The sequence below is a fragment of the Pseudorhodoplanes sinuspersici genome, from assembly GCF_002119765.1.
GTDB lineage: Bacteria > Pseudomonadota > Alphaproteobacteria > Rhizobiales > Xanthobacteraceae > Pseudorhodoplanes > Pseudorhodoplanes sinuspersici.
The window spans coordinates 635,975-661,768 of record NZ_CP021112.1; the positions used below are offsets into that span (position 1 = coordinate 635,975).

The 25,794-nt window shown below is 61.5% G+C and carries 27 protein-coding genes and 1 pseudogene; 18 read left to right on the forward strand and 10 right to left on the reverse strand.

What is annotated here, in order from left to right; translation table 11 throughout:
• Window positions 1-2 precede the first annotated feature (2 nt).
• From CAK95_RS03215 to CAK95_RS03240, 7 genes are all read left to right on the forward strand, one after another.
• Window positions 3-1,334, forward strand: a complete 1,332-nt coding sequence (locus CAK95_RS03215; protein WP_086086536.1) for a DUF2793 domain-containing protein — start codon at window positions 3-5, stop codon at window positions 1,332-1,334.
• 73 nt (window positions 1,335-1,407) lie between these two features.
• Window positions 1,408-2,217 carry a glycoside hydrolase family 108 protein gene (locus tag CAK95_RS03220; protein ID WP_086086538.1) on the forward strand — a complete coding sequence of 270 codons (810 nt, stop codon included), beginning with the start codon at window positions 1,408-1,410 and terminating at the stop codon, window positions 2,215-2,217.
• A gap of 18 nt (window positions 2,218-2,235) precedes the next feature.
• Window positions 2,236-2,754, forward strand: a complete 519-nt coding sequence (locus tag CAK95_RS03225; protein ID WP_147413693.1) for a hypothetical protein — start codon at window positions 2,236-2,238, stop codon at window positions 2,752-2,754.
• A gap of 11 nt (window positions 2,755-2,765) precedes the next feature.
• Window positions 2,766-2,927: a hypothetical protein gene (locus CAK95_RS28995; protein ID WP_157699515.1), complete on the forward strand. Its 162-nt coding sequence runs from the start codon at window positions 2,766-2,768 to the stop codon at window positions 2,925-2,927.
• Window positions 2,928-2,930: 3 nt separating this feature from the next.
• Window positions 2,931-3,173: a hypothetical protein gene (locus CAK95_RS03230; RefSeq protein WP_086086541.1), complete on the forward strand. Its 243-nt coding sequence runs from the start codon at window positions 2,931-2,933 to the stop codon at window positions 3,171-3,173.
• Window positions 3,173-3,562 (forward strand): hypothetical protein, encoded by a 390-nt coding sequence (locus CAK95_RS03235; RefSeq protein WP_086086543.1) that lies wholly within the window; start codon window positions 3,173-3,175, stop codon window positions 3,560-3,562. The genes CAK95_RS03230 and CAK95_RS03235 overlap by 1 nt, the downstream gene beginning before the upstream one ends.
• 33 nt (window positions 3,563-3,595) lie before the next feature.
• A complete protein-coding gene (locus CAK95_RS03240) occupies window positions 3,596-3,946 on the forward strand; it encodes a DUF1515 family protein (protein WP_086086545.1) in 351 nt (116 codons plus the stop codon).
• A gap of 282 nt (window positions 3,947-4,228) precedes the next feature.
• Here the strand turns inward: CAK95_RS03240 and CAK95_RS03245 are convergent, their stop codons facing one another.
• The 6 genes from CAK95_RS03245 to CAK95_RS03275 all read right to left on the reverse strand — a co-directional run bounded on the left by CAK95_RS03245 (window position 4,229) and on the right by CAK95_RS03275 (window position 9,556).
• Complete coding sequence (locus tag CAK95_RS03245; protein ID WP_157699516.1) at window positions 4,229-4,483, reverse strand: hypothetical protein; 255 nt, start codon at window positions 4,481-4,483, stop codon at window positions 4,229-4,231.
• Window positions 4,484-4,813: 330 nt separating this feature from the next.
• A complete protein-coding gene (locus CAK95_RS03255) occupies window positions 4,814-5,530 on the reverse strand; it encodes an ABC transporter ATP-binding protein (RefSeq protein ID WP_086086551.1) in 717 nt (238 codons plus the stop codon).
• Window positions 5,523-6,278 (reverse strand): ABC transporter ATP-binding protein, encoded by a 756-nt coding sequence (locus CAK95_RS03260; protein WP_086086552.1) that lies wholly within the window; start codon window positions 6,276-6,278, stop codon window positions 5,523-5,525. The genes CAK95_RS03255 and CAK95_RS03260 overlap by 8 nt, the downstream gene beginning before the upstream one ends.
• Complete coding sequence (locus CAK95_RS03265; RefSeq protein WP_198343797.1) at window positions 6,275-7,387, reverse strand: branched-chain amino acid ABC transporter permease; 1,113 nt, start codon at window positions 7,385-7,387, stop codon at window positions 6,275-6,277. The genes CAK95_RS03260 and CAK95_RS03265 overlap by 4 nt, the downstream gene beginning before the upstream one ends.
• On the reverse strand, window positions 7,387-8,256 hold the full coding sequence (locus CAK95_RS03270; protein WP_086086554.1) for a branched-chain amino acid ABC transporter permease: 870 nt from the start codon (window positions 8,254-8,256) through the stop codon (window positions 7,387-7,389). The genes CAK95_RS03265 and CAK95_RS03270 overlap by 1 nt, the downstream gene beginning before the upstream one ends.
• 88 nt (window positions 8,257-8,344) lie before the next feature.
• Complete coding sequence (locus tag CAK95_RS03275) at window positions 8,345-9,556, reverse strand: ABC transporter substrate-binding protein (RefSeq protein WP_245303606.1); 1,212 nt, start codon at window positions 9,554-9,556, stop codon at window positions 8,345-8,347.
• 267 nt (window positions 9,557-9,823) lie between these two features.
• Here CAK95_RS03275 and CAK95_RS03280 point away from each other — a divergent pair, with 267 nt between their 5' ends.
• From CAK95_RS03280 to CAK95_RS03325, 10 genes are all read left to right on the forward strand, one after another.
• Window positions 9,824-11,425, forward strand: coding sequence for a benzoate-CoA ligase family protein (locus tag CAK95_RS03280; RefSeq protein ID WP_157699517.1), 1,602 nt, complete (start codon window positions 9,824-9,826; stop codon window positions 11,423-11,425).
• Window positions 11,426-11,511: 86 nt separating this feature from the next.
• Window positions 11,512-11,913, forward strand: a complete 402-nt coding sequence (locus CAK95_RS03285; protein ID WP_086086560.1) for an FAS1-like dehydratase domain-containing protein — start codon at window positions 11,512-11,514, stop codon at window positions 11,911-11,913.
• The gene (locus CAK95_RS03290; RefSeq protein WP_157699518.1) at window positions 11,910-12,296 is read left to right on the forward strand and encodes a MaoC/PaaZ C-terminal domain-containing protein; all 387 of its coding nucleotides are present in this window, start codon (window positions 11,910-11,912) and stop codon (window positions 12,294-12,296) included. Before CAK95_RS03285 ends, CAK95_RS03290 begins: the two co-directional genes overlap by 4 nt.
• A gap of 2 nt (window positions 12,297-12,298) precedes the next feature.
• Window positions 12,299-13,474 (forward strand): thiolase family protein, encoded by a 1,176-nt coding sequence (locus tag CAK95_RS03295; RefSeq protein ID WP_198343798.1) that lies wholly within the window; start codon window positions 12,299-12,301, stop codon window positions 13,472-13,474.
• Between the two features lie 3 nt (window positions 13,475-13,477).
• Window positions 13,478-14,950, forward strand: a complete 1,473-nt coding sequence (locus tag CAK95_RS03300; RefSeq protein ID WP_086086563.1) for an aldehyde dehydrogenase family protein — start codon at window positions 13,478-13,480, stop codon at window positions 14,948-14,950.
• 16 nt (window positions 14,951-14,966) lie between these two features.
• Complete coding sequence (locus CAK95_RS03305) at window positions 14,967-15,740, forward strand: Phenylacetic acid catabolic protein (protein ID WP_086086565.1); 774 nt, start codon at window positions 14,967-14,969, stop codon at window positions 15,738-15,740.
• A gap of 14 nt (window positions 15,741-15,754) precedes the next feature.
• A complete protein-coding gene (locus CAK95_RS03310) occupies window positions 15,755-16,783 on the forward strand; it encodes a 2Fe-2S iron-sulfur cluster-binding protein (protein ID WP_086086567.1) in 1,029 nt (342 codons plus the stop codon).
• A 65-nt stretch (window positions 16,784-16,848) separates the two neighbouring features.
• On the forward strand, window positions 16,849-17,706 hold the full coding sequence (locus tag CAK95_RS03315) for an alpha/beta fold hydrolase (protein ID WP_157699519.1): 858 nt from the start codon (window positions 16,849-16,851) through the stop codon (window positions 17,704-17,706).
• 453 nt (window positions 17,707-18,159) lie between these two features.
• Complete coding sequence (locus tag CAK95_RS03320; RefSeq protein WP_086086571.1) at window positions 18,160-18,372, forward strand: hypothetical protein; 213 nt, start codon at window positions 18,160-18,162, stop codon at window positions 18,370-18,372.
• Window positions 18,369-19,229 carry a TetR/AcrR family transcriptional regulator gene (locus tag CAK95_RS03325; RefSeq protein WP_086086573.1) on the forward strand — a complete coding sequence of 287 codons (861 nt, stop codon included), beginning with the start codon at window positions 18,369-18,371 and terminating at the stop codon, window positions 19,227-19,229. Before CAK95_RS03320 ends, CAK95_RS03325 begins: the two co-directional genes overlap by 4 nt.
• Before the next feature lie 369 nt (window positions 19,230-19,598).
• Here CAK95_RS03325 and tnpC read toward each other — a convergent pair.
• Window positions 19,599-20,735: pseudogene (gene tnpC, locus CAK95_RS03330) on the reverse strand (IS66 family transposase); the annotation flags it as partial.
• A gap of 122 nt (window positions 20,736-20,857) precedes the next feature.
• On the opposite strand from tnpC, the gene CAK95_RS03335 reads away from it, so the two are divergent.
• Window positions 20,858-21,892, forward strand: coding sequence for an IS481 family transposase (locus tag CAK95_RS03335; protein ID WP_086086574.1), 1,035 nt, complete (start codon window positions 20,858-20,860; stop codon window positions 21,890-21,892).
• A gap of 364 nt (window positions 21,893-22,256) precedes the next feature.
• Here CAK95_RS03335 and CAK95_RS03340 read toward each other — a convergent pair whose 3' ends face one another.
• From CAK95_RS03340 to CAK95_RS03350, 3 genes are all read right to left on the reverse strand, one after another.
• Window positions 22,257-23,393: an ornithine cyclodeaminase family protein gene (locus tag CAK95_RS03340; protein WP_157699520.1), complete on the reverse strand. Its 1,137-nt coding sequence runs from the start codon at window positions 23,391-23,393 to the stop codon at window positions 22,257-22,259.
• Between the two features lie 106 nt (window positions 23,394-23,499).
• Entirely contained in the window at window positions 23,500-24,582 is a 1,083-nt protein-coding gene (locus CAK95_RS03345; RefSeq protein WP_086086577.1) for an ABC transporter substrate-binding protein, read from the reverse strand.
• A gap of 97 nt (window positions 24,583-24,679) precedes the next feature.
• Window positions 24,680-25,753 (reverse strand): Bug family tripartite tricarboxylate transporter substrate binding protein, encoded by a 1,074-nt coding sequence (locus CAK95_RS03350; protein ID WP_086086579.1) that lies wholly within the window; start codon window positions 25,751-25,753, stop codon window positions 24,680-24,682.
• Between the last annotated feature and the right edge of the window lie 41 nt (window positions 25,754-25,794).

The window sequence follows — 25,794 nt, forward strand, 5'->3', positions numbered from 1 at the left end:
CCATGCCGACGCCCAATCTGGGCCTGCCGCAGCTTGCGGCGGACCAGGCGCAGAAGCACGTCACCCTGAACGAGGCGCTCTATGACCTCGATGCCCTCGTGCAGCTCGCGATACTCGATCGCAGCCTCAGCGCCCCGCCCGGCTCGCCGGCCGAAGGCGCGCGCTACATCGTGGCGGCAAGCCCGACCGGCGCGTGGGCCGGTCATGCCAACCACATCGCGGCCTGGCTAGACGGCGCCTGGCGCTTCTTTATTCCCGGCATCGGCTGGCTCGCTTGGGTGGTCGATGAGGCGGCGCTGCTCGCCTGGAACGGCTCGGCCTGGGTCGACGCACTGTCGGCCGTCTCGGCGATCCAGAACCTGGCGTTGCTCGGCATCCGCACGACGGCGGACGCGACCAACCGCCTGGCCGTGAAGTCCGACGGCGTGCTGCTCAGCCACGACGACGTGACGCCCGGAACCGGGCACATGCGCGTCACGCTCAACAAGAGCGCGGCAGCCAAGGATGCGGGCTTCACGTTCCAGGACGCCTTCGGCACGCGCGCCCTGTTCGGGCTGCTCGCCGATGACGACTTCACCATCAAAGTCTCGCCCGATGGCTCGACCTTCTATCTCGCCCTATCCATCGACAAGGATACCGGCCACGTCGGCCTCGCCGGCGCGACCGCGGACGCCAACAACGCCCTGATCGTCAAGGGCACCGCCTTCCTGTTCGACCGTGAAACGGACGATGTTCGCTTCACGTTCAACAAGGCGGCGGCTGGCGACGATGTCGCGCTTACGTTCCAAACCAACTATTCCGCACGCGCACTGTTCGGGCTTCTTGGAGACGACGACTTCACCGTCAAGGTCTCGCCCGACGGCTCGAACTACTTCACGGGCTTCGTAGTCGATCGGAGCACCGGGCGGCTCAAGCTCCCGCTGGCGCCGAAGTTCTCGGCCTACACCAACTTCGACAACTACATCGCGGCCAACACCTGGACCAAGGTCCAGTTCAACAATGCGGACTCGAACGACCAGAACGCCTTCAACGGCAGCAACAACAATTTCACGGCGCCGTTCGCCGGCACCTACGCGTTTGGCTTCTCGTTGCGCTTCAAGGCGAACGCAACGGTGCCGACCAAGGTGATCGCGACGTTCTACAAAAACGGCGCCGAGCTCGGCCGCGGTCGGGCCGTCTCCGGCGCGCCGGTCGACGATGTCACGACCTACAACCTCGCGATCCTCACGCCGCTCGCGGCGAACGACGTGATCGACGTGCGCGTGAATTTCGCGACCAGCGACGGCTACATCGAGGCCGACCAATCGCACTTCTGGGGCCACTACGTGCCCTGAGGCGAAACGCAAACAACGATCGCAACGACGGCCGCCCCTCGAGGCGGCCGTTTCGATTCCGGAGCACCCCCCCATGAAAGACACCTACGACGAGGCGCTCAAGCGCCTGCTCGCGCACGAGGGCGGCTACACCAACCATCCGTCGGATCCGGGCGGGCCCACCAACTTCGGCATCACGATCCACGACTACCGCAAGTATGTGAAGCCGAACGCCACGGCGGCCGACGTGCGAGCCATGAAGCTCGACGAGGCCAAGGCGATCTACCGCATCAAATACTGGGACACGCAGCGCTGCGATGAGCTTCCCGCCGGCATCGACTACTCCGTCTTCGACTACGGCGTGAATTCCGGGATCGGACGCTCGGGCCGCGTCCTGCGCCGCGTCGTCGGACTTCCTGACACGACGCATGTGGTGACCGACGAGGTGCTGCGCGCCGTCTCAAGGCGCGATCCGAAGGCGCTGGTGACTGCAATCAACGACGAGCGGCTGCGCTTCCTGAAAAGCCTCAAGACCTGGCCGGTGTTCGGCAAGGGCTGGGGCCGCCGGGTCGCCGAGGTCAGGGCGTTCTCCCTCAAGCTCGCCGAGCACACGGTCGTCGCCACTGGGCCGGCGTTGCATCCCATGCCCAAAGAGGCCGCGCCCGCGAAGGGTGTCGTGCCGCTCCCGAAAGGCCTGCAGAAGGTCACGACCGCCACTCCCGTCGCCGCCGGCGGCGCCACGGCGAAGACCTTGCACGATTCCGGGCACGACCCCTGGACCATCCTCGCGGTGGCCGGCGGCTTTGTTCTGATCGCCGGAATCGGCTGGGTCGCCTTCCACTGGTGGCAACAGCACAAGCAGCACGCGCCCACGCCCGGCCTCGTGCCGGTGCCGGCGATTTGAGCGCGCGCCATGCCAAAGGTGCGCGCCTTCAATATCCGCGGCCTCGGGCGGTTTCCGTCGAACGGCATGGTCAAGCTGACCAGCCTGTTGAATGAAATTCCCGGCGTCAGTGCGACCACCGACGACCATGGCATCTTCGGGTTCGAGTACGTCACAAACCTGGCCGATGCCTGCATCGCCGCCCACAAGTCCGGCCGGCTGATTGCGCTCCATGGTCATTCGTTCGGGGCCAATGCGGCGATCATGATCGCGACGCGACTGGCGAAGCGCGACATCGCGGTCGATTACCTCGCCGCCATCGACCCGGCCGCGCAGTTCGCCCTCAGCGTCCCGCTCAACGTCAGGCGCGTCTACAACCCCTATCAGACGATCGATCCCGTCGGCCGCGGCATCGTCATGCCGGCCAAGGGCGAAAGCGCGGCGCATTGGAAATCGCGCGCCGTAATCGAGCGCCGCAACCAGCTGCATGTCCGCATCGACGACGACGCCACCGTCCACCGCACCATCGTCAATGCCGTCAAGGCGCTCACTGCATAGGAGGGAAGATCATGTTCTGGATCATCGCTGCACTGATCGGAGGCTACGTCGCCGCGATCTTCACCTGGCCGAAAATCCGCACATGGATCGTCGGCGCCGAGGCCGAGATCGCCTTGCTGCGCGAGAAGGCCCGCGCGCTCGAGGCCAAGATCAAGACGTTCACCGGGAGCTGAGCCATGTGGGAGCGCATCAAGGCTTGGTTCAAGCACTCGGCCACGATTCTCTGGGCGCGGATCGTCGGGCTCGGCGGCTTCGTGTTCGCCGTGCTCGAAGCGACGGCTAACCTCTTCGAGTTGCCGGGGATCAGGGAGAACATCCAGCTCCTGCTCGATCCCAAATACGTACCCTACTACATCATCGCGATCGCGCTCGTGACCGAGCTCGCGCGCCGGCGCACGCTCAAGAGGGACGTAGACTGATGTGGGCGTGGCTGGCAAGTTTCCTGGGCGGGCCTGTCGTCAACGGCCTGATTAGCGCCTACAAGGCCAGGCTCGACGCCGCCAACACACAGGACCGCATTGCAGCCGATCTCGCCGCCAAGGAGATCGAAGCGGAGATCGCGGCGCGCAAGCAAGCGTCCGCCATCATCATCGCCGAACAGGGTCGGTGGTACACAGCCATCATCCGGCCGCTGCTCGCTGCGCCCGTGATCATCTACTTCTGGAAGGTGATCGTCTGGGACAAGGTGCTCGGGCTTGGCAGCACCGATCCGCTCACCGGCATGATCGCCGATTGGAGCGGCCTCATCCTGACCGCCTATGTCGGCGGGCGCTCGATCGAAAAGATTGCGCGGATTTTCAGGCGATAGCGGCGCTGCCTTTGGTTCGACGGACCCTAATCAATGCCGAATAGACTGGACGAGATCAGCCGAGTCATCGGCAACATCGAGGCCGAGGTGCGCGGTCTCTCGGCGTCAGTTGCCGAGGTGCGACAGTCCTCGGCCGAGCACCACAGAGAGACCCGCGAACGACTCGAAAGCATCGGCGGACGCGTCGCCAAGATAGAGGCCGACATGAAACCGCTGGCCAAGACGGTCGCGACTATGGAGCCGATCGTTGCCGGCTATGCCGTCACTCGCTGGAAGATCGCCGGTGCATTCGCTCTCGGCACCAGCATCATCGCGGCGCTTGGCTGGGTCGTGTCGCTGTTTGCCGGCAAGATCGTCGCTTGGTTCCTGTCATTGTTTCGATAAGAGCCGATCGCACCGGCGAATTTCGAAGGCACTGTTGAAAACCGGCCAGCAACGCACCGAAGCATGCTGCTGGCAACGGCGGCATGCAAGCCGATCCATGGACCGGCACCGGCTGACAAAGCCGACGCTGGGCATTTCTCGATCCCACCCTGGTCCTTGATTCGATTGCTTGTGCAAGCCCGCGTTGCAGTCTTCTCACTCCGGACAAAAGTGCCCTCCCGCGACAACGCCGCGGGAGGGCGAGCGGAGAAACCACGGGGGGCGCCATGGTTTCACCGAAACTCATTCCAGCACCGCCGCCTGTTCGGCCTTGGGCTGGGCGCGGCGCAGCAGGAAAATGAACGGCACCGATGCAAGAGCAATGATCATCATCAATCTGAAGTCATTGCTGTAGGCGACGATCGTTGCCTGCCGCGTCACCTCTGCATTCAGCGCGGCACGACCGGCCACAGTCGCCATGTCCCAGATATGGGAGATGGCGGGATCGCGCAACGCCGGATTGAAAGGCGTCACGTGTTCCACGAGCGCGGAGTGCACGATTTGCGTGTTGCGCGTGAGCAGAAAGATGACAAGCGAGATGCCGATGCTTGAGCCGATATTGCGGCAACTCGTCTTTGGCCTCGGTGAGGCTAGCCACGTCCGCGAAGGTGACGCCAGTGCCGGCCTCGACAGGCACGGCCTTATTCAGCCTGCTTCGCGGGAGCCGTCGATTTCCTCAAGAATCCGGCCGACGATCGGCGACTCGGCTCACTAAGCGCGTGACGTTTTCCAGCGCGTCGAGGAATCCGTGATCGGCGGGTCGTAGGTCATTCCGATAAGGGGTTGTCGTCCTCTGTTCAGTGGAGCAGGTTCGTCTGGGGTGCGATTCTACACGCTGAGATACTTACTCAAGATCGTCGTGTCGGCCTGGAGTTCTTTGCCTGGGCCTTCGAGCGCGATTTTCCCCTTGACTAGGACGATACATCGATCCGCCAACCGGCAAACGGAGCGATAGTCCCGATCGACCACGATGCTGGCGATCCCGTGTTGCCGGATCTCATGCAGGATCGACCAGACCCCTTTGGCAATCAGCGGCGCAAGTCCTTCCGTAGCTTCATCCAGGATGAGGAGGTCGGGATTGGTCATGAGCGCCCGTCCGATCGTCAGCATCTGCTGCTCGCCGCCGGAGAGCTGCGTGCCGCTGTGATCGAGCCGCTCTCGCAGCCGCGGGAACGTCTCGAGCACGCGCTCGAAAGTCCAGTCGCGGTTGCCGTTGAAGCCAGGGCGCGCGGCCATGACCAGATTTTCTCGCACCGTAAGATTGCCAAAAATGCCCCGCCCTTCTGGAACGTAGGCGATCCCGGCGCGGGCAATGGCATCGGGCGTTGCGTTCGTCATGTCTATGCCGCGCACACGTACGGCACCCCATCTTTGTCTTACGATTGCCAGCAGCGACCGCAGGAGGGTGCTTTTGCCCATGCCATTTCGTCCCATCAGACCGATGCACTCCCCTGGACGGACGGCGAAAGTGACACCATGAAGGATGTGACTTTCGCCGTAAAAGGCATGGAGATCCCGAGTTTCTATCAAAGCGGCGTCACGCATGGTCGTCGTTACCTAGGTAAGCGCTATGCACCGCAGCGCTGTTGCGTATAGCGCTCGGCGTACCGCTTTCGAGCTTTTGGCCATTCACCAGAACGGTGATGCGGTCCGCGACCTGGAAAACCGCGTCCATATCGTGCTCGACGAGCAGAATGCCATGATTGTGCGCGAGGCTCTTGAGGAGTTCGACCATCAGCGCCGATTCATCGGCGCCCATGCCTGCTAGCGGCTCGTCCAGCAACAGCACCGACGGCGCGGTCGCCAGGCACATCGCGATCTCGAGCTGGCGCTGCTCGCCATGGCTGAGCGTCGATGCAATCCGCTCGGCGCAATGATTCAGGCCCGCCGCGGCCAACGCGGCCCGGGCGCGCTCGTTCAGAAACTCGTTGCGCGACGCATCGCGGATGAAACGCATCGATGTCGGCAGACGGGACTGCGCCGCCAGACGTGCATTCTCGAAAACGGTGAACGGCAGGAATATGTTGGTCTTCTGGTAGGTTCGGCCGATACCGGACTGCGAGACTTGATAGGCGGTGCAATTGGTCGTCTCGCGACCGTCGATGTAGATGCTGCCGCTCGTCGGACGAAGCTCGCCCGAGAGAAGATTGATCAGGGTCGACTTGCCGGCTCCGTTGGGGCCGATCAGGGCGTGGATTTCGCGCGGCCGCACCTCGATCGAAATATCCGACACGGCGGCGAGGCCGCCAAAGCGCTTGCAAAGTTTCACCGTCCTGAGTCGAACCGGGCTCATTTCGCGGAGGTCCGTTTTCGCATCGATGCCGCGGTCTTCCTCAGAGTCTGACTCAAAATTCGGCCAATGAATTTGAGCCTAGCTGCATGATGGCGAAAATCCAGCACTGAAAAGACGCTTTGAATTCTGGGCCAGGCTCTCAGGGTGCATTTGCGGGCGCTGAAAAGCGTCGTCAAGCCGCCAGCAAGACCATGCGGCAGCTTGATGACTGCCAGAATAATGACGCCGCCCATCAGGAGCAGCCAACGCTGCGTCAGCTCGGAGAGGAACTCCTGGAGCAGGACGAGTGCGAACGTCCCCAGGATGGGGCCAGACAGCGTGCCCATACCGCCGAGGATCACCATGATCAGCGCCTGTGCCGACTGGTGCCATCCGAGGAAGGAGGGGTTCACGAAACCGAACTGCGCCGCCGAGAGATAGCCCGACAGCCCGGCGAAGGCGCCGGCGATGACGAAGCTGACCAGCTTGTAGCGAAAGGTCGCGTAGCCCAGGGAAAGCATCCGCCGCTCGTTCGTCCGTATCCCGAGCAGCGTGCGGCCGAACAGCGAGTGCAGCATGACGCGCAACGCGCCGTAGCAGAAGGCCATGGCGAAGAGCGCCAGGAGATAAAAGTTGAATGTCTTCTCGAGGTCGAGGAGATCGAGCCCGAAAAGCCGCATCTCGGGCTTGGCGTAGATATAGACGCCGTCGGAGCCGCCTGAGAACTTCCCGTCGTGGAAAATATAATAGACCATCTGCGCGAACGCGAGCGTGACCATGATGAAGTAAACGCCGTTGGTGCGCAGAACGAACGTGCCGATGATCAGCGCGGCGGCGCTGGCGGCGAGCATCGAGAACGGCAAGGTGAGCCACAAGTTGGCGGGATCGTATTGTGGCGAGCTGAAAACCAGGGCGTAAGCGCCGAGGCCATAAAAGGTCGCGTGTCCCAAGCTGACGAGACCGGTGAAGCCGACCAGCAAGTTCAGACTCATCGCGAAGATCGATAGAATCATAATCTTCGTAATCAATTGGATGTAGAAGTCGCCGCCGAAGAACGGGAATGCCAAGAGACAACCGAAAACACCCAACGCCAGCGCGTCAGACGAACGCATATATTTCCGCGCCATCATCAGACCGTTTTTCCGAAGAGTCCCTCGCGGCGCCACAGTAAGACCAGGGCCATGAGTAGATAGACGATCATCCCGGCGGCCTGTGGAAGCAGCACCTGACCGAATGTGTCGGCTAGACCGACCAGCAGCGCGGCGGCCATTGTGCCTTTCACAGAGCCGATGCCGCCGATCACGACGACGACGAAGGAAGTGATCAGAACGGAATCACCCATGCCGGGCGATATGGAGGACACCGGAGCTGCGATCATACCGGCGAAAGCTGCGAGGCCGACGCCAAGGGCGAAGACGCCGCTGTAGAGCAGTCTTATATCGATGCCGAGGCTTCGAACCATCTCGGGATTATAGGCGCCGGCGCGAATGATCATGCCGAGGCGTGTGCGCTGTATCAGCAGATACATGCCGGCTGCGATGGCGAGGCACACGGCCGAAAGGAAGAGACGGTAGACCGGATAGCTCAATGTGTCCGTGAGCGGAATCGAAGCGCTGAGCTGCGAAGGGACGGTCACACTGTGAACGTCATTGCCGGCAAGTATGCTGCGCAGCTCCTCGAATATCAGGATCAGGCCGTAGGTGAGCAGAACTTGGTAAAGGTGGTCGCGGTTGTAAAGATAAGAAAAGAACAGCCGCTCCAGCAGAAAACCCAGTATGAGCGTTAAGGGCACAGCCGCGAGAACCGCGAGAAGCAGGCTGCCGCTCAGCGAGGTCAGCGCGTATGCGAGATAGGCGCCGATCATGTAGAAACTGCCATGGGCAAGATTGATGATGCCCATGATGCCGAAGATTAGCGTCAGGCCGCTGGCGACAAGAAACAGCAGCAGACCATACTGAACCCCGTTCAGCACTTGGATGAGAAATATTGCGGGATCCATCGGTGTGTCGGGCCACGCGGTCTGTCAGCTGTCGTGATAAAATGGGATAGCCCTATTCCTCCCACGGGAAGGAACAGGGCTGCGATAGTCAGGCCAATTTGCAGCCGCGGCCCGGGTCCATCAGGGCCTTGGCGGCCACGCCGACGACGATGTTCTTGCCGTTTTTGACTTCACGCAGGTAGATGTCCTGTATGGGATTGTGGTTCTTGCCGACGGTGAATGGGCCGCGCGGGCTATCGATTGTCGCACGCTCAATGCCCTTTACCAGATCGGCCCGCGCGCCAACGTCGCCCTTCACGGCGTCGAGGCCAGCGGCCAACATCTGCGCCGCGTCGTAGCCCTGGACGGCGTAGACATCTGCCTCACCTTTGCCGCGCGCCTCGAAAGCGGTCCGGAAGGCGTTGTCCTTCGGTGTGTCAAGGCCGTCGCCGTAATGTAGGGTGGTGAGCAGCCCTTCGGCGGCTTCGCCCTGCGCTTTGAGCGTTCCATCGGTCAGGAAGCCAGTGCTGTACAGCGGTATCGACTTGCGTAGCCCCGCGGCGTGGTAATCTTTGACGAACTTCACCGCGCCGCCGCCGGCGAAGAATACGAACACCGCGTCAGGCTTGATCTCGGCGATCTTGGTGAGCAGGGCCTGGAATTCGGTGTTGGGGAATGGCAGGTACAGTTCTTCGACGACTTTGCCGCCGGCTTTTTCGTAGCCTTCCTTGAAGCCGCCCAGGATTTCCTCGCCACCGGCATACTTCCAGGTCAACGTGACGGCCCGCTTATGGCCGCGCTCTACCATCACGCGGCCCATCGGGTAGCCGGGCTGCCAGTTCGAGAACGAGCTGCGGAAAATGCCCGATGCGCAGAGGCTGCCGGTCGCGGCGTTCACGCCCGCGTTGGGAATGATTAGCAAGGAATTGGTGTCGCGCGCGACTTTCGAAACGCCTAGTTGAACGCCGGAGTGGACGGTGCCGACGATAACATCGACCTTGTCGCGGGTCACGAGCTTGTTGGTGTTGTCCGCCGCCTTGCCCGGATCGGATTCATCGTCGACCGCAACGTACTCGACGGGCCTGCCGCCGAGTTTGCCACCGCGCTCCTCCACATAAAGTTTAAAGGCCTCGGTGATGTTGTTGCCTAAGGCGGCATAGGTTCCGGAGTAAGGCAGCAAGAAGCCCACCTTGACCGGCGCGATTTGGCCTGTGGCGGAGCGGACGGGCGCGAAGCCCGCGGCTACCGCAACGCCGGCGACGCCCTTAAGTGCGGTGCGGCGGCTTATGCCGGTGCACATATTACGATTTGTCAATGTCATTGTCGTTTCATCCTCCCCGTTTTTTAGCCGATGCTAACTGAGTATATTACCAAATTCAACGGCAGTGTAAAAAAATATAGCACTGGGCGAATGCCGCCAATGCCTCCGAGGGTGCGAATGCAAGATGTCGTTCGCGTTCTCGGTCCGGCTACCCACTGTCGGTCCCGGCTTGACGAGGCCGATCCTTCGCATACAATTTACGGTCACGTAAAAAAACCTCCAAGAAGCGGAGGCAGGGGGGGATACGTTGCAGGGGAGGATATGTTTATGAGTCTGGCGCAACTGTGCGAGCCGCAACCGGGTCTGCGCACGAATATCGTCGATTATCTGTTGGAACATTCGGCGGCGCCGGAGCATGCTTCGCGGCCGTATATCATCGCGCCGGACCGATCGTGGAGCTTCGGTGATCTTTCCGAACGCGTAGGCCGCATCGGTAATCTGCTCAAGTCGTTGGACGTGAAGCCGGGCGACCGTGTGCTGTTCAGCGCGATGGACGGCGTCGACTTTCCCGCAGTGATGCTCGGTATCATGAAGATCGGCGCGGTCGCGCTGCCGATCAATACCTATCTGAAGCCGCACGATTATCAGTATTTCATTGCGGACAGCGATGCGCAGGTTGTGATCCTCGATCATGGCCTGATACCGACAATCGAGCAGATTCGTCCCGCGCTTCCGCGGTTGCGGCACATCATCACGCTACGCGGGCCCGCCGACGGCTATCCGTTGCTTGACGATTTGATCGTGACACAGAGTGCGCAATGCGCGAGCTATCCGACTGATCCCAATGCGATGGCCTTCTGGCTCTACAGCTCCGGCAGTACCGGCCAGCCAAAGGGCGTCGTGCACACCGGTAACCACATGTTCTGGGCTACCGAACTGTTCGGGCTCGGGGCGCTCGAGATCACCAAGGACGACATCATCCTGTCGCCGCCGAAGATGTATTTCGCATTCGGCCTTGGCAATCAAGTCTATTTCCCGATCCGCAGCGGCGCTCAGGTCGTTGTCAACCCGGACGCGATCACGCCGCAACGCGTGTGGGAATTATGGCTAAAACACGAGCCGACCGCGGTGTTCGGCGTGCCAACCTTGTTCGCCGGCATGCTGCGCTACGCCGAGGAACACATCGGTCAGGAGCGCGTGCGCGCGGCGTCGACGCGGCTGCGGTTGTGCATCAGCGGCGGCGAGATTCTTCCACCGACGTTGATGCGGCGTTGGCGCGATTATGTCGGCGTCGACATTCTTGATGGCTTCGGCACGACCGAAATGACGCACATGTTCCTCATCAACCGGCCCGGCCAGCCGGTGCCCGGCAGCTGCGGCCGGCTGGTTGCCGGCTACAGCGCCGAGGTGGTGGACGATGAAGGCCGGCCGGTGCCGAAAGGCGAAATCGGCAACTTACGCATGTTCGGCCCATCGGCGGCGCGCGAATACTGGAACAAGCCGGAACACACTGCACTGACCATGGCCAAAGGCGGCGTGCTCACAGGCGACAAGGTCTTCGAGGATGAGGACGGCAACTTCTTCATGGTCGGACGTGCCGACGACATGCTGCGCGTCGGCGGCATCTGGGTGTCGCCCGCGGAAGTGGAAGGTGTGATCGCGCAGCACGCCAATGTCCTGGAATGTGCGGTGATCGGCACGCCCGACGAGGACAACATGATCAAGCCGAAAGCCTTCGTGGTGCCGCGCGCGCCGGTCGCCGACAACGCGGCATTCGTCGCCGATCTGCGCGCCTTCGTGCGCGAGCGCCTGGCGCATGTGAAGTGCCCGCGCTGGTTCGCCGTCGTGCAGGAACTGCCCAAGACCAGCACCGGCAAGATCCAGCGGTTCCGCCTGCGCGCGGGCGAAGGCGGTGCCGCGCCGGCCTGAGCATTTTTTACGATAGTGTAAAAAATGATTGACCGAAGTCGCGGTTGGGCTTTAAAAAGAGATCGTCAGAAAGAGGCGCCATTCCGATGCGCATGGAGCGTTCAGGTCACAGCTATCCGCCTTACCGGCTCAAGCCGGATCGTGCGCTCGCCCGCAAATTCATGGCCGGGCTCGGCATCGATGGCGATCCCGAGCGGGTGCCGCCGACCTACATGATCTTCTTGCGTGGCGAGACGCTCGGCGTCGATCTGTTCGCCGATCTCGACATTCCGCGCCAGAAGGCGCTGCACGGCGGCCAGCGTTACGAATGGTTCGAGCCGATCGGCTGGGACGACGAACTCGCCGTGCATGCCAAGGTCGACAACATCGTCGAGAAGCAGGGCAAGCGCGGGCCGGTCTGGTTCGCCGACGTCACTTTCGATTATCGCCGCGTAAGCGACGACAAGCTCGTGCTGCGGGAACTCACGCGGTTGGTGAGGCAGTCATGAGCACGATGAAGGCCGGCGACGTCCTGTTCGAAGTCATGCTACCGCCCGCGGGCCGCGCGCGGCTGGCCGCTTTCTCCGAGGGCACGCAGGACCCGAACCCGATTCATGTTGACGAGGCCTTCGCCAAGGCCGCGGGCTTTCCCACCGTGTTGCAGCAAGGGCCGATGACCACGGCGCAGTTCGCGCGTCTGCTCGAGGAGCATGCCGGCGCAGGGCGCATCCGGGTTCTCGACGTCTTCTTCACTGCACCGGTGTTTCCCAAGGACGCACTCGTGCTCAAGGCGGAAGTGACGGAGGTCGGCGAGGTCATCCGCTGCGTGCTCACAGCCAACAAACTCGATGGCGGGCAGACCGCCAAAGGCACAGCCGAGCTGAAGCGGTGACCATGGCCAAGGCACCCCCTCATATCCCGTTGGTCGCCGGCGGCATGGTCGGTCCCTTCGGCCGCTTCACCGACCGCTCGCTGGTCGACATAGCGTTGCCGGTGGTACAGGGGGCACTGAAGGACGCCGGCCTTGCTGCCGCCGACGTGCAGGCGGCCTTCGTCGGCAATGCCTTCGGCGGCGCCATCGTCGATCAGGAGTCGATCATGGCGCAGGTGCTGCTAGCACCGGCGGGTATTCGCGGCGTGCCGATGCAGACGGTCAAGAATGCCTGCTCGAGCGGATCGAGCGCCGTGCATCTGGCGTGGAGCGCGATCGCCTACGGCCAATACGACTGCGTGTTGGTGCTCGGCGCCGAGCGTCTCACGCATGCGGACAAGCGCCGCTCCTTCGCGGCGCTGGCGACGGCAACCGACCACAAGAGCGTCGATGAGAACCGCTCGGTGTTCATGGACGTGAATGCCGCACGCGCCAACCGTTACATGGAGCGCTACGGCGCGACGCAACGCCATTTCGCCCAGGTCGCGGTCAAAAACCGCGCCCATGCCGTAATGAACGAGCGCGCTAGCTTGCGAACGCCAATCACCGTGGACGAGGTCCTGAGCGACCGCGTCATCATTGCGCCGCTGACGCGCGCGATGTGCGGCGGTGTGGTCGACGGCGCGGCCTGCGTGGTGCTCGTCTCGCCAGATTTCGCCCGCAAGCGGGGGCTGTCGCACACGAGCCGTGTCGTTGCCTCCGGTCTTGTTTCCGGCCTGCCGGACGGCGATGAGAGCGGCAACGCCACGGCGCGGGCGGGGCAAGCCGCCTACGCGCAAGCCGGCATCGATCCGAGGGAGATCGCGGTCGCCGAGGTGCACGACGCCAGCGCGCCGCAGGAACTGTTCGACATTGAGGACCTCGCACTGTGCGGCCGTGGCGAGGCGATCCGCCTGCTCGAAGACGGCGACACGGCACTCGGCGGCCGCATGCCGGTCAATGTGAGCGGCGGTCTGACCAGCCGCGGTCATCCGGTCGGCGCCACGGGTGTCGCGCAGATCGTCGAGATTCACGAACAACTCATGGGTCGCGCGGGCGCGCGGCAGGCCGGCGCGCCCAAAGTCGGGCTCGCGCAGATGGCCGGTGGCCTGCTCGGCCAGGATTCGGCCGTGGCGACGGTTCATATCTTGACGGTGTAGGACATGGCTTACGAGATTCCGCGCAGCTACGACCTGTTCATCAACAACGCATGGCATCGTTCGTCGTCGAATGAGGTGATCGAAGCCCGCAGTCCGCTCACCGGCGAGGTGCTTTGCACGGTGCCGGATGCGAGCGCGCGCGACGTGGTGGAAGCGGTGTTCGCCGCCAAGGTGGCGTGGCCGGCGTGGTATCGGCTGGGCGCCCGCAAACGCGCTGAGGCGATCTTCGCGCTGGCCGACCGCCTGATGGCGGAGATCGACCGTTTCGCTTGGCTGGAAACCGCCAACACCGGCAAGCCCTGGCGTGAAAGTTACGCCAACGTCGCCACCGCCGCCGACCGCCTGCGTTATTATGCCAGCGTCGCACGCGCGCTCGAAGGCAATGCGTTGCCGGATGGCGGCAATATCCTGAGCTATGACATCCGCGAGCCGTTGGGCATCGTCGGGATCATCGGCGCCTGGAATTTTCCGCTCAACATGTTCCTCGGCAAGATCGCGCCTGCGATCGCCACCGGCAATGCCGTCATCTACAAGCCCGCCGATACGACGCCGATCACGACTCTCGAGATCGCTAAGCTGATCGCCGAAACGCTGCCGTCGGGTGTCGTCAACGTGCTCACCGGCCGCGGATCGACCACGGGCGAGGCGATCGTCTCGCATCCCGACATCGTGAAGATCTCGCTGACCGGTTCGGTCGCGACCGGCCGCGCCGCCATGGCCGCCGCGGCACCTTCGGGCAAGCAACTGACGCTCGAACTCGGCGGCAAGAATGCGCAGCTCGTGTTTCCGGACGCCGATCTCGACCGGGCGGCGCAGGGCATTCTGCTCGGCGCCTTCATGAACCAGGGGCAGGTCTGCACCTCCGGCTCGCGCGTATATGCGCATCATCAGATCGCCGACGAACTCATGCGGCGCATTCTCGAACTGATCCCGCGCCTGCGCATCGGCGATCCGTTCGACAAGGATACGCGCGTCGGTACGCTGGCCCATCGCGCGCATATGGAGCGCGTGCTGCACTACATCGACATCGGTAAGGCCGAAGGCGCACGACTCGTCACCGGCGGCGGCCGCGCCAAGGTCGGCAAGTATCCCGACGGCCTGTTTCTGCAGCCGACGATCTTCGACAACGTCGTCTCCGACATGGTGGTTGCGACGCAGGAGATCTTCGGGCCGGTCATGACCTTCCAGCGCTGGGGCGAGGAGTTCGAGCTCCTGAGCATGGCCAACGGCCTGGACTACGGGCTTGCCGCCGGCATCTGGACCGAGAATCTCGGACGCGCTCACCGCATGGCGCGCGCAGTGGAGGCCGGCCGCGTCTGGATCAATTGTTACAACCTGTTCCCCTCAGGCGCTGCCTTCGGCGGCACCAAGGCCAGCGGCCACGGCCGTGAAGACGCCTTCGAGACGATGCTCGAGTTCACCCAAGTAAAGAACGTCATCGCCGATATTTCCGAACGCCAGCGCGCGTTCTTCTGAAAATCAGGAGAGTCCCATGCTGCAACTCAATCCGAACCAGACCGGCATCGGCAATGTCACGCCGGACGACTTCTTCACTCAGGATGACGAGTTCACCAAGCTTCAGCTCAATATCATTGCCATCCACGTGGTGAGCGAGGAGTTCGGGGCCGATACGTTCGAGCAGAGCATCCTGCGCGCGCCGACGGCCGACATGAAAATGCGCATGGCCAAGACCGTGATGGAGGAATACGGGCATCATCTGCGCTTCCGTAAGCTGCTCGAGGATCTCAAGCTCGATTGGAAGGAGGTGACCAAGAACAAAGGCCATCTGACGACCTTCGACGTGCCGATCGACACCTGGGCCGATCAGATGGTGTTCCTGGCGTTGGTCGATCGTGCCGCCGCGCATCAGTTCCGCCACTTCATCAAGTCGCCTTACGAGCCGTTCCGCCGCGCATGCCAGGAGACGTTGAACGAAGAATACGGCCATGTTGGCCTCGGCATGGACGGTGTCAAGGATCTGTTGCGCACGCCGGAAGGCAAGGCCGAGGTCGCGAAGTCGGTTATGAAGTGGCTGCCGGTTGGCCTCGCTTCATTCGGCAATCCGAATTCGAAGACCAACGAACGCTATCGCCACTGGGGCCTGAAGTCCGACACTAATGAAGGCATGCGTGAGACCTATTATCAGCAGGTGAAGGCCTTCATCACCAAGGAATGGGGCGTGCCGCTGCCGGAGACTGCGGATGAGTTCATCCAGCAGAAGCTCGGCGGCAATCTCTCGGCGCACGCCATTTACGTCGCCGGTTGAGGCGGGCAGGGACTATGAACGCGCGCGTGGCTTCGGAAACATTCGCGGTCGCTATCGAGCCGTCGAGTCACGAAATCACGTGCCGCGGCGACCAGACCCTGCTCGATAGCTGCATCCAGAACGGCATCCCCGCGCGGTATAACTGCCGCTCCGGCGAATGCGGCGAATGCATCGCCTCGCTGCTCAGCGGCAAGGTCTACGAGATGCCGGGCGCCGATCCGGCCATCTTCACCGATACGCATCGGGCAGCGGGCAAGCTCCTGCTCTGCATGTGCTTCCCGCGCACGGATGTGAAGCTGAACGTCTCGCTCGTGCAGGACGCGCCGGCAATACGCCCGACGGCGATCAACACCATGGTCGAGAGCGTCGAGCAGGTCACGCCGACGATCTACAAGGTGCGCGTCGAAACGCCGGGGCTCGTCGAATACCGCGCAGGCCAATGCTTCGAATGGGTCGTGCCAGAGATCAAGCCGAACCGCATGTATTCGGCGGCCAACCGCCCCGGCGACGCGGCAATCGAGTTTCACGTGCGGGTTTATCCGGGGGGCCGAATTGGTACGTTCGTGAGCGAGCACCTGTCGCCGGGCCAGAGTCTCAAGCTTCTCGGCCCCTTCGGCAATTTTGGGCTTTCCACCAGCGATTGGCGGCCCTCGATCTGCATCGCCGGGGGCACCGGATTGGCACCGATCCACGCCATGCTCGATGACGCCTTCGCACGCGGTGATAACCGGCCGATCCATTTCTTTTATGGCGCGCGCAGCCAAGAGGAGCTCTACTGCCTCAAGACGCTGAACCTCTGGGCGGCTAAGCACGACAGCTTTACCTTCACGCCGGTTCTATCGGATGAGCCGGAGGGCTCAGGCTGGACCGGCGCGCGCGGGCTTGTCACCGACGTTGCCGCCGCACAATTGCAGGATGCATTCGGGCTTGAGGCCTATCTCTGCGGACCGCCCGCCATGATCGATGCGGCCGTCGAGGTCTTGGAAGCGGCGGGGTTTTCCGATAGCGACATCCACGCTGATCGCTTCGTGCAAGCCCGATGAGCGTGATGGACGCAGAAATACGGCCGTTGACCGTTCCGCCGCCACGGCGGGTAGTCGACCTCACCATGAGCGACGGCGCCGTGATCCGGCTACGCCAATACGGCCGAACCGGTGGCAAGCGCCTGGCGCTCAGCCACGGCAATGGTCTTGCCATCAACGCCTATCTGCCATTCTGGCTACCGCTCGCCGACGAATTCGACCTTATTTTGTTTGACGTACGTAATCATGGCGAAAATCCGCTGCATGAGCCGGCGGCGCATAATTGGGATCGCTTCGCCCGCGACATGAGCGAGATCTTCACCGGCATCAACGATACGTTCGGACAAAAGCCGATCGTCGGCGTCTTTCATTCGCTCTCCGCGGTGGCCGCGCTGCTGCATGCGGTGAATGCCCGAGCGCCATGGTCGGCGCTCGCGCTGTTCGATCCGCCGCTTTATCCGCCACACGGCCACCCGCTGCAGCCGCTCGAGCAGGCCGACATGGATGACCGCACGCGGCGCGCACGCCGGCGCCCAGAGCAATATGAATCGCCCGAGCAGTTCGCTGCGCAGCTGCGGCGTGGGCCGGCCTTCACCGGATGGGTGCCCGGCGCGCATCTTTTGTTCGCCGAGAGCACATTGAAGCAGGAGGCTGCCGGCGGCTGGGTGTTGCGCAATCCGCGCGAGTTGGAAGCGCATGTCTACGAAACCAATGTAGACCTAAGTATCTGGCCGCGCATCTCGTCGTTGAATTGTCCGGTTATCCTCATTGGCGCCGATCCGGCGCATTCGTTCGCGATGCCGCCGGCGCTGATCTGCAAGGCGATCCACGACGAACACGGCGTGGACTACGTGATGGTTCCGGACACCACCCATTTCTTGCAGATCGAGAAGCCGGAGGCCTGTCGGCGCGCGCTCAAGGACTTCGTCACGCGCCTGGGCTGAGGGGGACAGAAGGTCTATATGATATAATTTCGAAGACGTGCGCATTTCTTACAGCCAACTGGATCGAGTCCGTTTTCGCGCTGGCAGGCGAACTTCGCGCATCTGCACAGCGTGCGCTTTGCTACCTCCACGGCAGCCAACGTGTTCAAGGCCAAGAATGTTCCGCTCGACCAAGTCGGCCATGCCGTACTCGGTATCACCGTGCCGCAGGAGAAATCTTTCTGGGGAGCGCCATGGGTGATGTCCCTAATAGGCCGCGGCAGGTGAGTAGCCCCACCATTCGCAAGCCTGCGCCACCAGCGCGCGTTGCGTGGCGGAAGCCACACATGCGCTCTCATTCGGAGGAGTGCAGGCGACCCTTGTCGTCACATGCGGTCGTACATCCAATGGGCCAGTAATCATTCATCCCAACCCGAAGGCGTAGCGCACCGTTACGCGCAATAGCAGGACGCTTTGGTAAATGACCGCATTTTCCAGCGCTGCTATGTGCGGTTGCCTTTCGAGGTGCCGGATGCGCGGTTCCGCAAGGCGACGGGTCAGATCGACGGCGGCGAAGGCATCCACCCATCGACCAAGGAAGGGCTGGCCAAGCTTAAGCCGGTGGCGAACGTGGCACCGTTACCTTCGGCGGCCAGACGCATCCGGCCGATGGCAATGCCGGCATGATCGTCACCCGCGCCGATCGCGTCGCCGTCTTCACCTCCGTACACCGCTCGCCTCCGGCGGTGGAACACTCGCCTTTCCGCCACCAGGCTGGTATTGATGCTTGCCCTGTACGGACGAGCATTATGAAGTCGCCGAAAGCCAAGCCCGCCGATAAGCCGGTCAAGCCGAAAAAATCCAAACTGCGGCGCGAGGCCATCCTCAGGCACGCTCTGGCGCTGTTCGATCTGCACGGTTTTGCCAATACCTCGCTTGACGACATCGCGCGCGAGACGGGCATCAAGCGTGAGGCGATTTATTACTACTTCAAGAATCGCGCCGAGATCCTGCTCTGCATCATCCGGCCGCAGACGCGATCGCTAGTCGACGGCCTGGATGCGGTCGTGAAGTCGGACGCCGACAGTACGACCAAGCTCTACGAGGCGATCCGCAACCATCTGCAGCGGTTCGACCGTCACTGTTTGGAAATGACCATCAGCCTGCGTGACGTCTATCTCGATGACGCCAAGGAAGTGCGGCGCGAGATGGACAAGATCTGGCGCCAGTACGAAAGCATGTGGACGCAGATCGTTGCCGAAGGGCAGGCGTCGGGGCAATTCGCCCAGGTTGGCGATCCCAAGATGGTCGCATTCGCCATTCTCGGCATGTGCAACTGGCTTGCGCGTTGGTATGACCCGCGCAAGTCAGTTTCGGTCGAAGAGCTGATCGAAACGTACTTCTCCATGTTGGCCTACGGCTTGGTCAAGCAGCGCGACGCCAAAGAGGTTGGGTCACCTGTACTCACGGCCAAGCGCGCCAGCTCGTCCGAGCGGCTGCGGTTTGTGGTCACAAGCGGCCGCGATGGCGGCGCGGCGCGCTGACCGCCTGCTTTACAGAACCTTCCCGTCGTTATCGAAATTGTACGAGCACGTAAAATAAGATGGCCCACCGGGCACGGCTCTCGGCAAGCAGTTTTCGTTGCGTCTTTCGCGCCAACTCGCTGATCTGCTTAGGACTTCCTGCCCTCTTGCTTCCACAGTGCTTCCAGACCGCAGGCTCCAAACATAATCAAAAATGCGAACGCCGCTAAGTCTTTGACCTAGCGGCGTATTTGGTTGCGGGGGTAGGATTTGAACCGTAAGCGCGCATTTTACTGCACAGGCTGGGCGCGCGGGTGGCCGCGGCGTCGCGTGACGCCGGGCCTCAGCGGGATCATCGGAACGGCTTGATTGATCCTGAGTATTCGACCGTCAGCCGCTGTCGTTGTCAGCTGGCAGGTTTTTTTGAGCGGTGCAGTTGAACGGCAACAGATCTTCGATATCGGCGGCTGGCGGGCGCTGGGGCAATTCGGTGAGCGCGTGACGTAGCCATGCATAGGGATCGACGCCGCATGCCCGGCATGTCAGCACCAAACTGTAGATCACGGCGCTTGCCTTGGCGCCGGCAACGGTGTCGCTGAACAGCCAACTTTTTCGTCCGGTGCAAAACGGCCTGATGTCGCGCTCCAGAACATTGTTATCGATCGGGGCGAGACCGTCACTGGTATAACGGGTCAGATAATCCCATTGGTTGCGCGCATAGGCGATCGCCTTGCCGGTCAAGCTTTCGGGTAGGACCTTCGACGCCTGGTCGTCGAGCCAGGTCCGGAAGGCGGCCAATACCGGCAGGCTATGCTGCTGGCGCAGCCGCAAGGTGTATGCGGCGCGCGTTTCGCCGTCGGGCGGCGTCTGGCGCGCCACCCTTTCGACCTCATACAACGCCTCGAAGAACTTGAGCGCCTGCAATGGCGGACCGCCAGGCTTTGTCCTGGCCTTGAGCGCATCGGTAAATTTCCTGCGCGCATGCGCCATACAGCCGAGATGGGTCGCGCCTGTCAGCGTGCGCCAGGCGTCATAGCCGTCGCTCATCAACAAGCCACGATAGCCGGCCAGGAAGGCCTGAGGATGTTCCTGGCCGCGACCGGGCTGGTAATCGAACAGCACGACCGGCTGCGCGCAGTCCTGGCCGCTGCGATAGGCCCACATGAAGGATTTGGCCTGCGCATCACTGCCGTCCTCTTTAAGAACCTGGACCCAGGTTTCGTCGCCGTGGACCAGGGGCTGCGATCTGAGCTTTTGCTGTAGCGCGTCATAGACCCGATGCAGATGCAACTCGCTCGCCCGGATCACCCAGTTGCCCAGCGTCCCGCGGCTGATGCTGACGTCGGCGCGCCCCAGCGCGCCCGCCACACGGTACAGCGGCGTGCCGTCGACGTATTTGTTGGCGAGCACCAGCGCCAGCGTCGATGGCGTGGCCACGCTACCCGGCAGCGGCTGCGCCGGCATTGGCGCGGTCACAATCGGGGTGTTCAGCGCGGTGCGCTCGCAGTGACGGCAGGCATATTTTGCATTAGCTAAAATTTAATCTGACAGACGGTGTCCTGTTTCCCCACGGCGAATCGCGAGCCGAGGCGGGGCGCGGAGCTGGTCGGGGTGGCGAAGCGCCCCGCCTCGGCGGATTGGAGGACACCATGACGACTGAACAGAAGATCATCCGCGCCAAAGTTGGACTGCTGGAGCTTGCCAAACAGCTCGGCAACGTCAGTCAAGCCTGCAAGATGATGGGCTACAGCCGGGACAGCTTTTACCGGTTCAAAGAAATGTACGACAAAGGCGGCGAACTGGCGTTGCAAGAGATCAGCCGCCGGAAGCCGGTACTGAAGAACCGGGTTCCGGCCGAGATCGAGGATGCGATTGTTGCGCTCGCCATCGAGCAGCCGGCCTATGGCCAAGTGCGGGTGGCCAACGAGCTGCGCAAGCGCGGTCTCACCGTCTCGCCCGCCGGCGTACGCTGCGTGTGGCTGCGGCACGATCTCGAGACGATGAAGAAGCGGCTCAAGGCGCTGGAGGCCAAGAGCGCCCAGGAGGGCCTGGTGCTGACCGAAGCGCAGGTGGTGGCGCTGGAGAAGGCCAAGGCCGAGAAGGAGGCGCACGGCGAGTTCGAGAGCGAACATCCCGGCTATTGCGGCGCCCAGGACACGTTCTACGTCGGCAACATGAAGGGCGTGGGGCGCATCTATCAGCAGACCTTCATCGACACCTATGCCAAGGTCGCCTTCGCCAAGCTCTACGACCGCAAGACGCCGATCACGGCGGCCGACCTGTTGAACGACCGCGTGTTGCCGTTCTTCGAGCAGCACGAGGTCAAGCTGCTGCGCGTGCTGACCGACCGCGGGACGGAATATTGCGGCAACCCGGAGCGCCACGAGTACGAACTGTATCTCGCGGTCGAGGACATCGATCACACCCGCACCAAGACCAAGAGCCCGCAGACCAACGGCATCTGCGAGCGCTTCCACAAGACCGCGCTCAACGAGTTCTATCGAGTGGCGTTCCGAAAGAAGGTATACCGTTCGCTCGACGAACTGCAGGTCGACCTTGACGCATGGCTCGCCGAGTACAATGAATCGCGTCCGCATCAGGGCCGCTGGTGCTTCGGCAAGACCCCGATGCAGACCTTCCTGGATGCAATGCCGATGACGAAGGAGAAAATGATCGCAGCCTGATTGCGTCCGACAGCAAGACCCGACCGCTCACCAGGCGCCGACTGTCAGATCGAGTTGCGGCTAATACACCCGCGTTGCAGTCTTCTCACTCCGGACAAAAAGTGCCCTCCCGCGACAACGTTGCAAGACCTTCTGACTCAGTAACCGACCGGACGAAGCGATCGGGCCCTTGCAGACTGGAATCGAGCAATAGCGCGGTCAATACTAAGTGTTCAACGGACACATTGCTCGGCCACCAGCGCCGCAGACACACACCGGTCTGATGCCAACGTTGGATCGGCCACGCAATAATCACTATTTCCGACCGGTCCAAACCATCGACAGGATAGGTTAAACGCGTGCCTCCGCCCGTGCATTACCGCAGTCAACGAACCATGACTTGGGATACATATTTCTGTGGCACCTCAACCCCAACTTGCTGCGCTCTCGCCTTTTGCAGCACGAGGCCCCCTACGGAAGCGAATTGGCTGCCTAGCCCAACGTTATTTTTGAAGAATGAAATGGAATGGTCGGAGATCGCGGGCACAACCTTTCCGGTCACAAGATCGGGAAGATCTACAACTTTATTTTTGTCAAGTGTTCCCTCATCGAGGCAGTCGACGATCTCCTCAAGCCCAAATTTCACTTCGAGAGAATGCACGCCGACGATGGAGCAACGAGCCACCGCTTTTGGGTCAATCAGGCGGCGCTCGAAATGTTCATCGCCGGCTCCAACGGACATGATGTGTTGACCTTCTTCGATCAGGTCCCCGTCGAAGACTGGAGTGCGCGCGCTCGATGCCTCGTAAATAACCTCCATGCCGCGCACCGCTTCCTCGGGCGAGGAGGCCGGCTGCACATCAATAGCGAGTTCCTTGCACATCCGCGCGGCAAACCGCTTCCGATTATCCGGATTCGGACTGAAAACCTTTACATGATCGATACTCGGCCTGACACACAGCAAGGCCCGCAGATTTGCAGTTGCTTGCCAGCCAGACCCAAACAGTCCGGCACGGCGGACGTCAGGCCGGCATAAGTAGTCTGTGCCGAGCGCTGACGTTGCGGCAACTCTTATGCCTTGCAGCGTAGCCGCCTGAATAATGGCTTCAAACTGCGCATCATGGATGTTGTAGAGAAAAATGAGATCGCTATAGCCCTTGCCTCCGGGAAGATCGCCATAGCGCATATAGGTGTGCGTTGGTCCATAAGCACCTGAACGCAAGCGCACCAAGTCCGAGCTGCTTCGCAGTGCCCAAACACCAAAATGCGGGCTCCCTCCTTCCATGGACTTAAAGTTGTAATAAATAGACGAATCACTTTCGTCTACCACATGGTCGGCCGCTCCAGCGTCGGCCGATCCAAGATTCTGCCAGGGCAAATAGTAGTTCGTTCGCGAACGATTCAAGCGGTAACGCGTATTATATTTGAACTCTGCCACTTCCCGATTTGAGATGCGTAGCGCCTCGATAGCTTCACCGATAGATATAAGCCGTTCGACATCACTATTCGACAGGATTAGCATGTGTATCCTCGGAACGATCCGCCAAGGCACGTTAAGCACCATTTTGCGGACCTATATGCGGTGTCTTGTTCCCGGCAAGACACCGCACAGAACTGCCGTTCGAGATTTACTTCAAGCCTTCGGCCTCCAGCCGCTTCATGGCATTCTGCAACGGACGGGGATCCATCCAGTCGGAGATTTCGAAATCCTTGCGCATGAACCCGTGGTCGAGCAGGAATGCCTTGCGAACCTCCAAGGTTTTCACCAACTCCGGAGCCAGCGAAAAATCGAGGCGGTCAGCAAAATCGGCGCCACATCCCTTATCGAGCCAATATTCGGCGCTGCCAGTCTCTATTGCGATAGCACGGCGAGCAGCATCCCTATTCTTTTTGGCCCAGTCGGCGGCCATGATCAGCTTCATGACATAGCGTTCGACCAATTCGGGATGATCTCGCAGAAGGCCGCCGCTCACCGTCAGCGTTTCCGGCGCACCGTTATTGACCTGTTGTTCCATCGGCACACCGTCAAAGGTGAATACCTCTATGGCGCTGATCTGTCCACGCACGGCCGCGCCCCAGACGCTGTATCCGAACATGGCGTCGACTTCGCCGCGGATTAGTGCGGTCATCTCGCGCGTTTGAAACTTGATGCTGCGTGGCGCCGGCGTCAGCGAATCGGTGATTTCCACGTCTTCATCGACATAGGTCATCTCGATCGGAAGATCGACCAGCTCGACATCGGACAGATCGAGGCCGGCCAGCCGCAGAGCATTCTGATAACCTTGCATTGCGGTGGCGCGCCAAAAATCGATCGGATCGTTCACGCGTCGCGGCAAGGCAAGTTTGCGATCTTTCAGTTGGCTTACCGTGGTGATGCCGGATTCGGCGAGAGTCAGGATCGCCTGATATTGCGGAATCCAGTGCAGGCCCAGAAGCACCGTGTCCTTGCCTTCCGAGCGTGCGAACAGGGCGGGTGCATTGCCGCCCTGCCGGAATGAATTGTCTAGTGTGTGGGTGTAATGGGATTCGCGAATTTTCGGATCCTGCGAGTGGCGCATGGAACGGACTTGGATTCCATCGGGAGCGAAGGCCTCGCTCAGCCAGCCCTTTTGGATCGCAATTCCAGCCGCGGTCGGAACCGGGCATCGCGTATACCATATCGTACCAGGTGCGCTCGAGCCGCCTTGGCTGATCAGAGGTTCGTGCTTCATGTGGGCATTCCTAGTGATGATGGTTGATTACAAAATTGAGCACAGCAATATCTGCGCTCTGCGGATTTGGCAGAGTCCGCCAAGGCCGACTCTTATGCTAGTCGACTTGCTGGATTTTCGCACGACCGACGACGTCGTCCCAGAATGCGGTGTCTGACTTGATCTGGTCGGCAAAGACTTTCGGTCCGACCGCCATGGGGCTCAATCCTAGCTTAATGATGCGCTGCTGGACCTCTTTCGATTCGAGAATTTTCTCCACCGCGGCTGTCAACTTCTGCAGCGTGGGCTGCGGCGTGCCCGCCGGCGCTAGAAGTCCGACCCAGGATGTCATCCGGATGCTAGGAAAGCCAAGCTCGGTGAATGTCGGGACATCGGGGATCTGGCCGCTCCGCTCGCCGCCAGTTACAGCGACCGCAACCAGTTTGTCGCCCTTAATGAGCGGCGCGGCGGCGGGGACCGACCCAAACATTAGCTCGACATGATTGGCCATGACGTCGGTCACGCCTGGTCCGAACCCTTTATAAGGGACGTGGGTCAGTGGCGCGCCGGTGGCCAGCTTGAACAGCTCGCCAAGCAAGTGATGCTCGCTCCCGAAGCCGGACGACGCGATGCTTATCTTGCCAGGATTTTTTTTTGCGCTGTCGACGATTTCCTGAATGGAATTCCCTTTCAACGACGGGGCAGACATCATGACGAAATCGAATGAACCGACCAGACTGATCGGCGCCAGATCGCTAATCTTGAATTTCAGGTTCTTGTAAAGGGCTGGACTGATGGCCATGCTGCCCGACGCGGCGAGCAGGAGCGTGTAGCCATCGGGCTCCGATTTTATGACAAGCTCCGTTCCGAGATTGCCGCCGACGCCGCTCCGATTTTCGACGAAAAAGGGCTGTCCGAAATGCTCTGAAAGTTTTTCCGCCATCAAACGGCCTGAGGCATCCGGCGCGCCGCCAGGTGGGTATTGCACGATGATCTTTACTGGTCGTGTGGGATAGTCCTGCGCTTGCAACGGCGCGGCGACGAACGCAAGGATCGCAGATGAGACAATTGTGAGCGGTTTGCGAAACACTGTTTTCCTCCTGATGTTATCATGTGGCTTCTGCGGCCACTTCTCGCCCGGTAGCATTTTCGCACCAGCGCGGATCAGGATCAACCCCACACCTGACAACATGGCCGGCGGGTTGACATCATCGAAGAAAAATCCGTTGGCGC

What these genes read in the sequence shown, in the direction of transcription:
- CAK95_RS03275 (WP_245303606.1), bottom strand. Translation starts at nt 9,556, where the DNA reads ATGACATTGACAAATCGTAATATGTGCACCGGCATAAGCCGCCGCACC.
- CAK95_RS03325 (WP_086086573.1), top strand. Translation starts at nt 18,369, where the DNA reads ATGATCGTCACCCGCGCCGATCGCGTCGCCGTCTTCACCTCCGTACAC.
- CAK95_RS03300 (WP_086086563.1), top strand. Translation starts at nt 13,478, where the DNA reads ATGGCTTACGAGATTCCGCGCAGCTACGACCTGTTCATCAACAACGCA.
- CAK95_RS03290 (WP_157699518.1), top strand. Translation starts at nt 11,910, where the DNA reads ATGAGCACGATGAAGGCCGGCGACGTCCTGTTCGAAGTCATGCTACCG.
- CAK95_RS03230 (WP_086086541.1), top strand. Translation starts at nt 2,931, where the DNA reads ATGTGGGAGCGCATCAAGGCTTGGTTCAAGCACTCGGCCACGATTCTC.
- CAK95_RS03340 (WP_157699520.1), bottom strand. Translation starts at nt 23,393, where the DNA reads ATGCTAATCCTGTCGAATAGTGATGTCGAACGGCTTATATCTATCGGT.
- CAK95_RS03305 (WP_086086565.1), top strand. Translation starts at nt 14,967, where the DNA reads ATGCTGCAACTCAATCCGAACCAGACCGGCATCGGCAATGTCACGCCG.
- CAK95_RS03265 (WP_198343797.1), bottom strand. Translation starts at nt 7,387, where the DNA reads ATGATGGCGCGGAAATATATGCGTTCGTCTGACGCGCTGGCGTTGGGT.
- CAK95_RS03315 (WP_157699519.1), top strand. Translation starts at nt 16,849, where the DNA reads ATGAGCGACGGCGCCGTGATCCGGCTACGCCAATACGGCCGAACCGGT.
- CAK95_RS28995 (WP_157699515.1), top strand. Translation starts at nt 2,766, where the DNA reads ATGTTCTGGATCATCGCTGCACTGATCGGAGGCTACGTCGCCGCGATC.
- CAK95_RS03235 (WP_086086543.1), top strand. Translation starts at nt 3,173, where the DNA reads ATGTGGGCGTGGCTGGCAAGTTTCCTGGGCGGGCCTGTCGTCAACGGC.
- CAK95_RS03345 (WP_086086577.1), bottom strand. Translation starts at nt 24,582, where the DNA reads ATGAAGCACGAACCTCTGATCAGCCAAGGCGGCTCGAGCGCACCTGGT.
- CAK95_RS03270 (WP_086086554.1), bottom strand. Translation starts at nt 8,256, where the DNA reads ATGGATCCCGCAATATTTCTCATCCAAGTGCTGAACGGGGTTCAGTAT.
- CAK95_RS03255 (WP_086086551.1), bottom strand. Translation starts at nt 5,530, where the DNA reads ATGCGTGACGCCGCTTTGATAGAAACTCGGGATCTCCATGCCTTTTAC.
- CAK95_RS03280 (WP_157699517.1), top strand. Translation starts at nt 9,824, where the DNA reads ATGAGTCTGGCGCAACTGTGCGAGCCGCAACCGGGTCTGCGCACGAAT.
- CAK95_RS03295 (WP_198343798.1), top strand. Translation starts at nt 12,299, where the DNA reads ATGGCCAAGGCACCCCCTCATATCCCGTTGGTCGCCGGCGGCATGGTC.
- CAK95_RS03310 (WP_086086567.1), top strand. Translation starts at nt 15,755, where the DNA reads ATGAACGCGCGCGTGGCTTCGGAAACATTCGCGGTCGCTATCGAGCCG.
- CAK95_RS03215 (WP_086086536.1), top strand. Translation starts at nt 3, where the DNA reads ATGCCGACGCCCAATCTGGGCCTGCCGCAGCTTGCGGCGGACCAGGCG.
- CAK95_RS03260 (WP_086086552.1), bottom strand. Translation starts at nt 6,278, where the DNA reads ATGAGCCCGGTTCGACTCAGGACGGTGAAACTTTGCAAGCGCTTTGGC.
- CAK95_RS03335 (WP_086086574.1), top strand. Translation starts at nt 20,858, where the DNA reads ATGACGACTGAACAGAAGATCATCCGCGCCAAAGTTGGACTGCTGGAG.
- CAK95_RS03350 (WP_086086579.1), bottom strand. Translation starts at nt 25,753, where the DNA reads ATGTTGTCAGGTGTGGGGTTGATCCTGATCCGCGCTGGTGCGAAAATG.
- CAK95_RS03220 (WP_086086538.1), top strand. Translation starts at nt 1,408, where the DNA reads ATGAAAGACACCTACGACGAGGCGCTCAAGCGCCTGCTCGCGCACGAG.
- CAK95_RS03285 (WP_086086560.1), top strand. Translation starts at nt 11,512, where the DNA reads ATGCGCATGGAGCGTTCAGGTCACAGCTATCCGCCTTACCGGCTCAAG.
- CAK95_RS03240 (WP_086086545.1), top strand. Translation starts at nt 3,596, where the DNA reads ATGCCGAATAGACTGGACGAGATCAGCCGAGTCATCGGCAACATCGAG.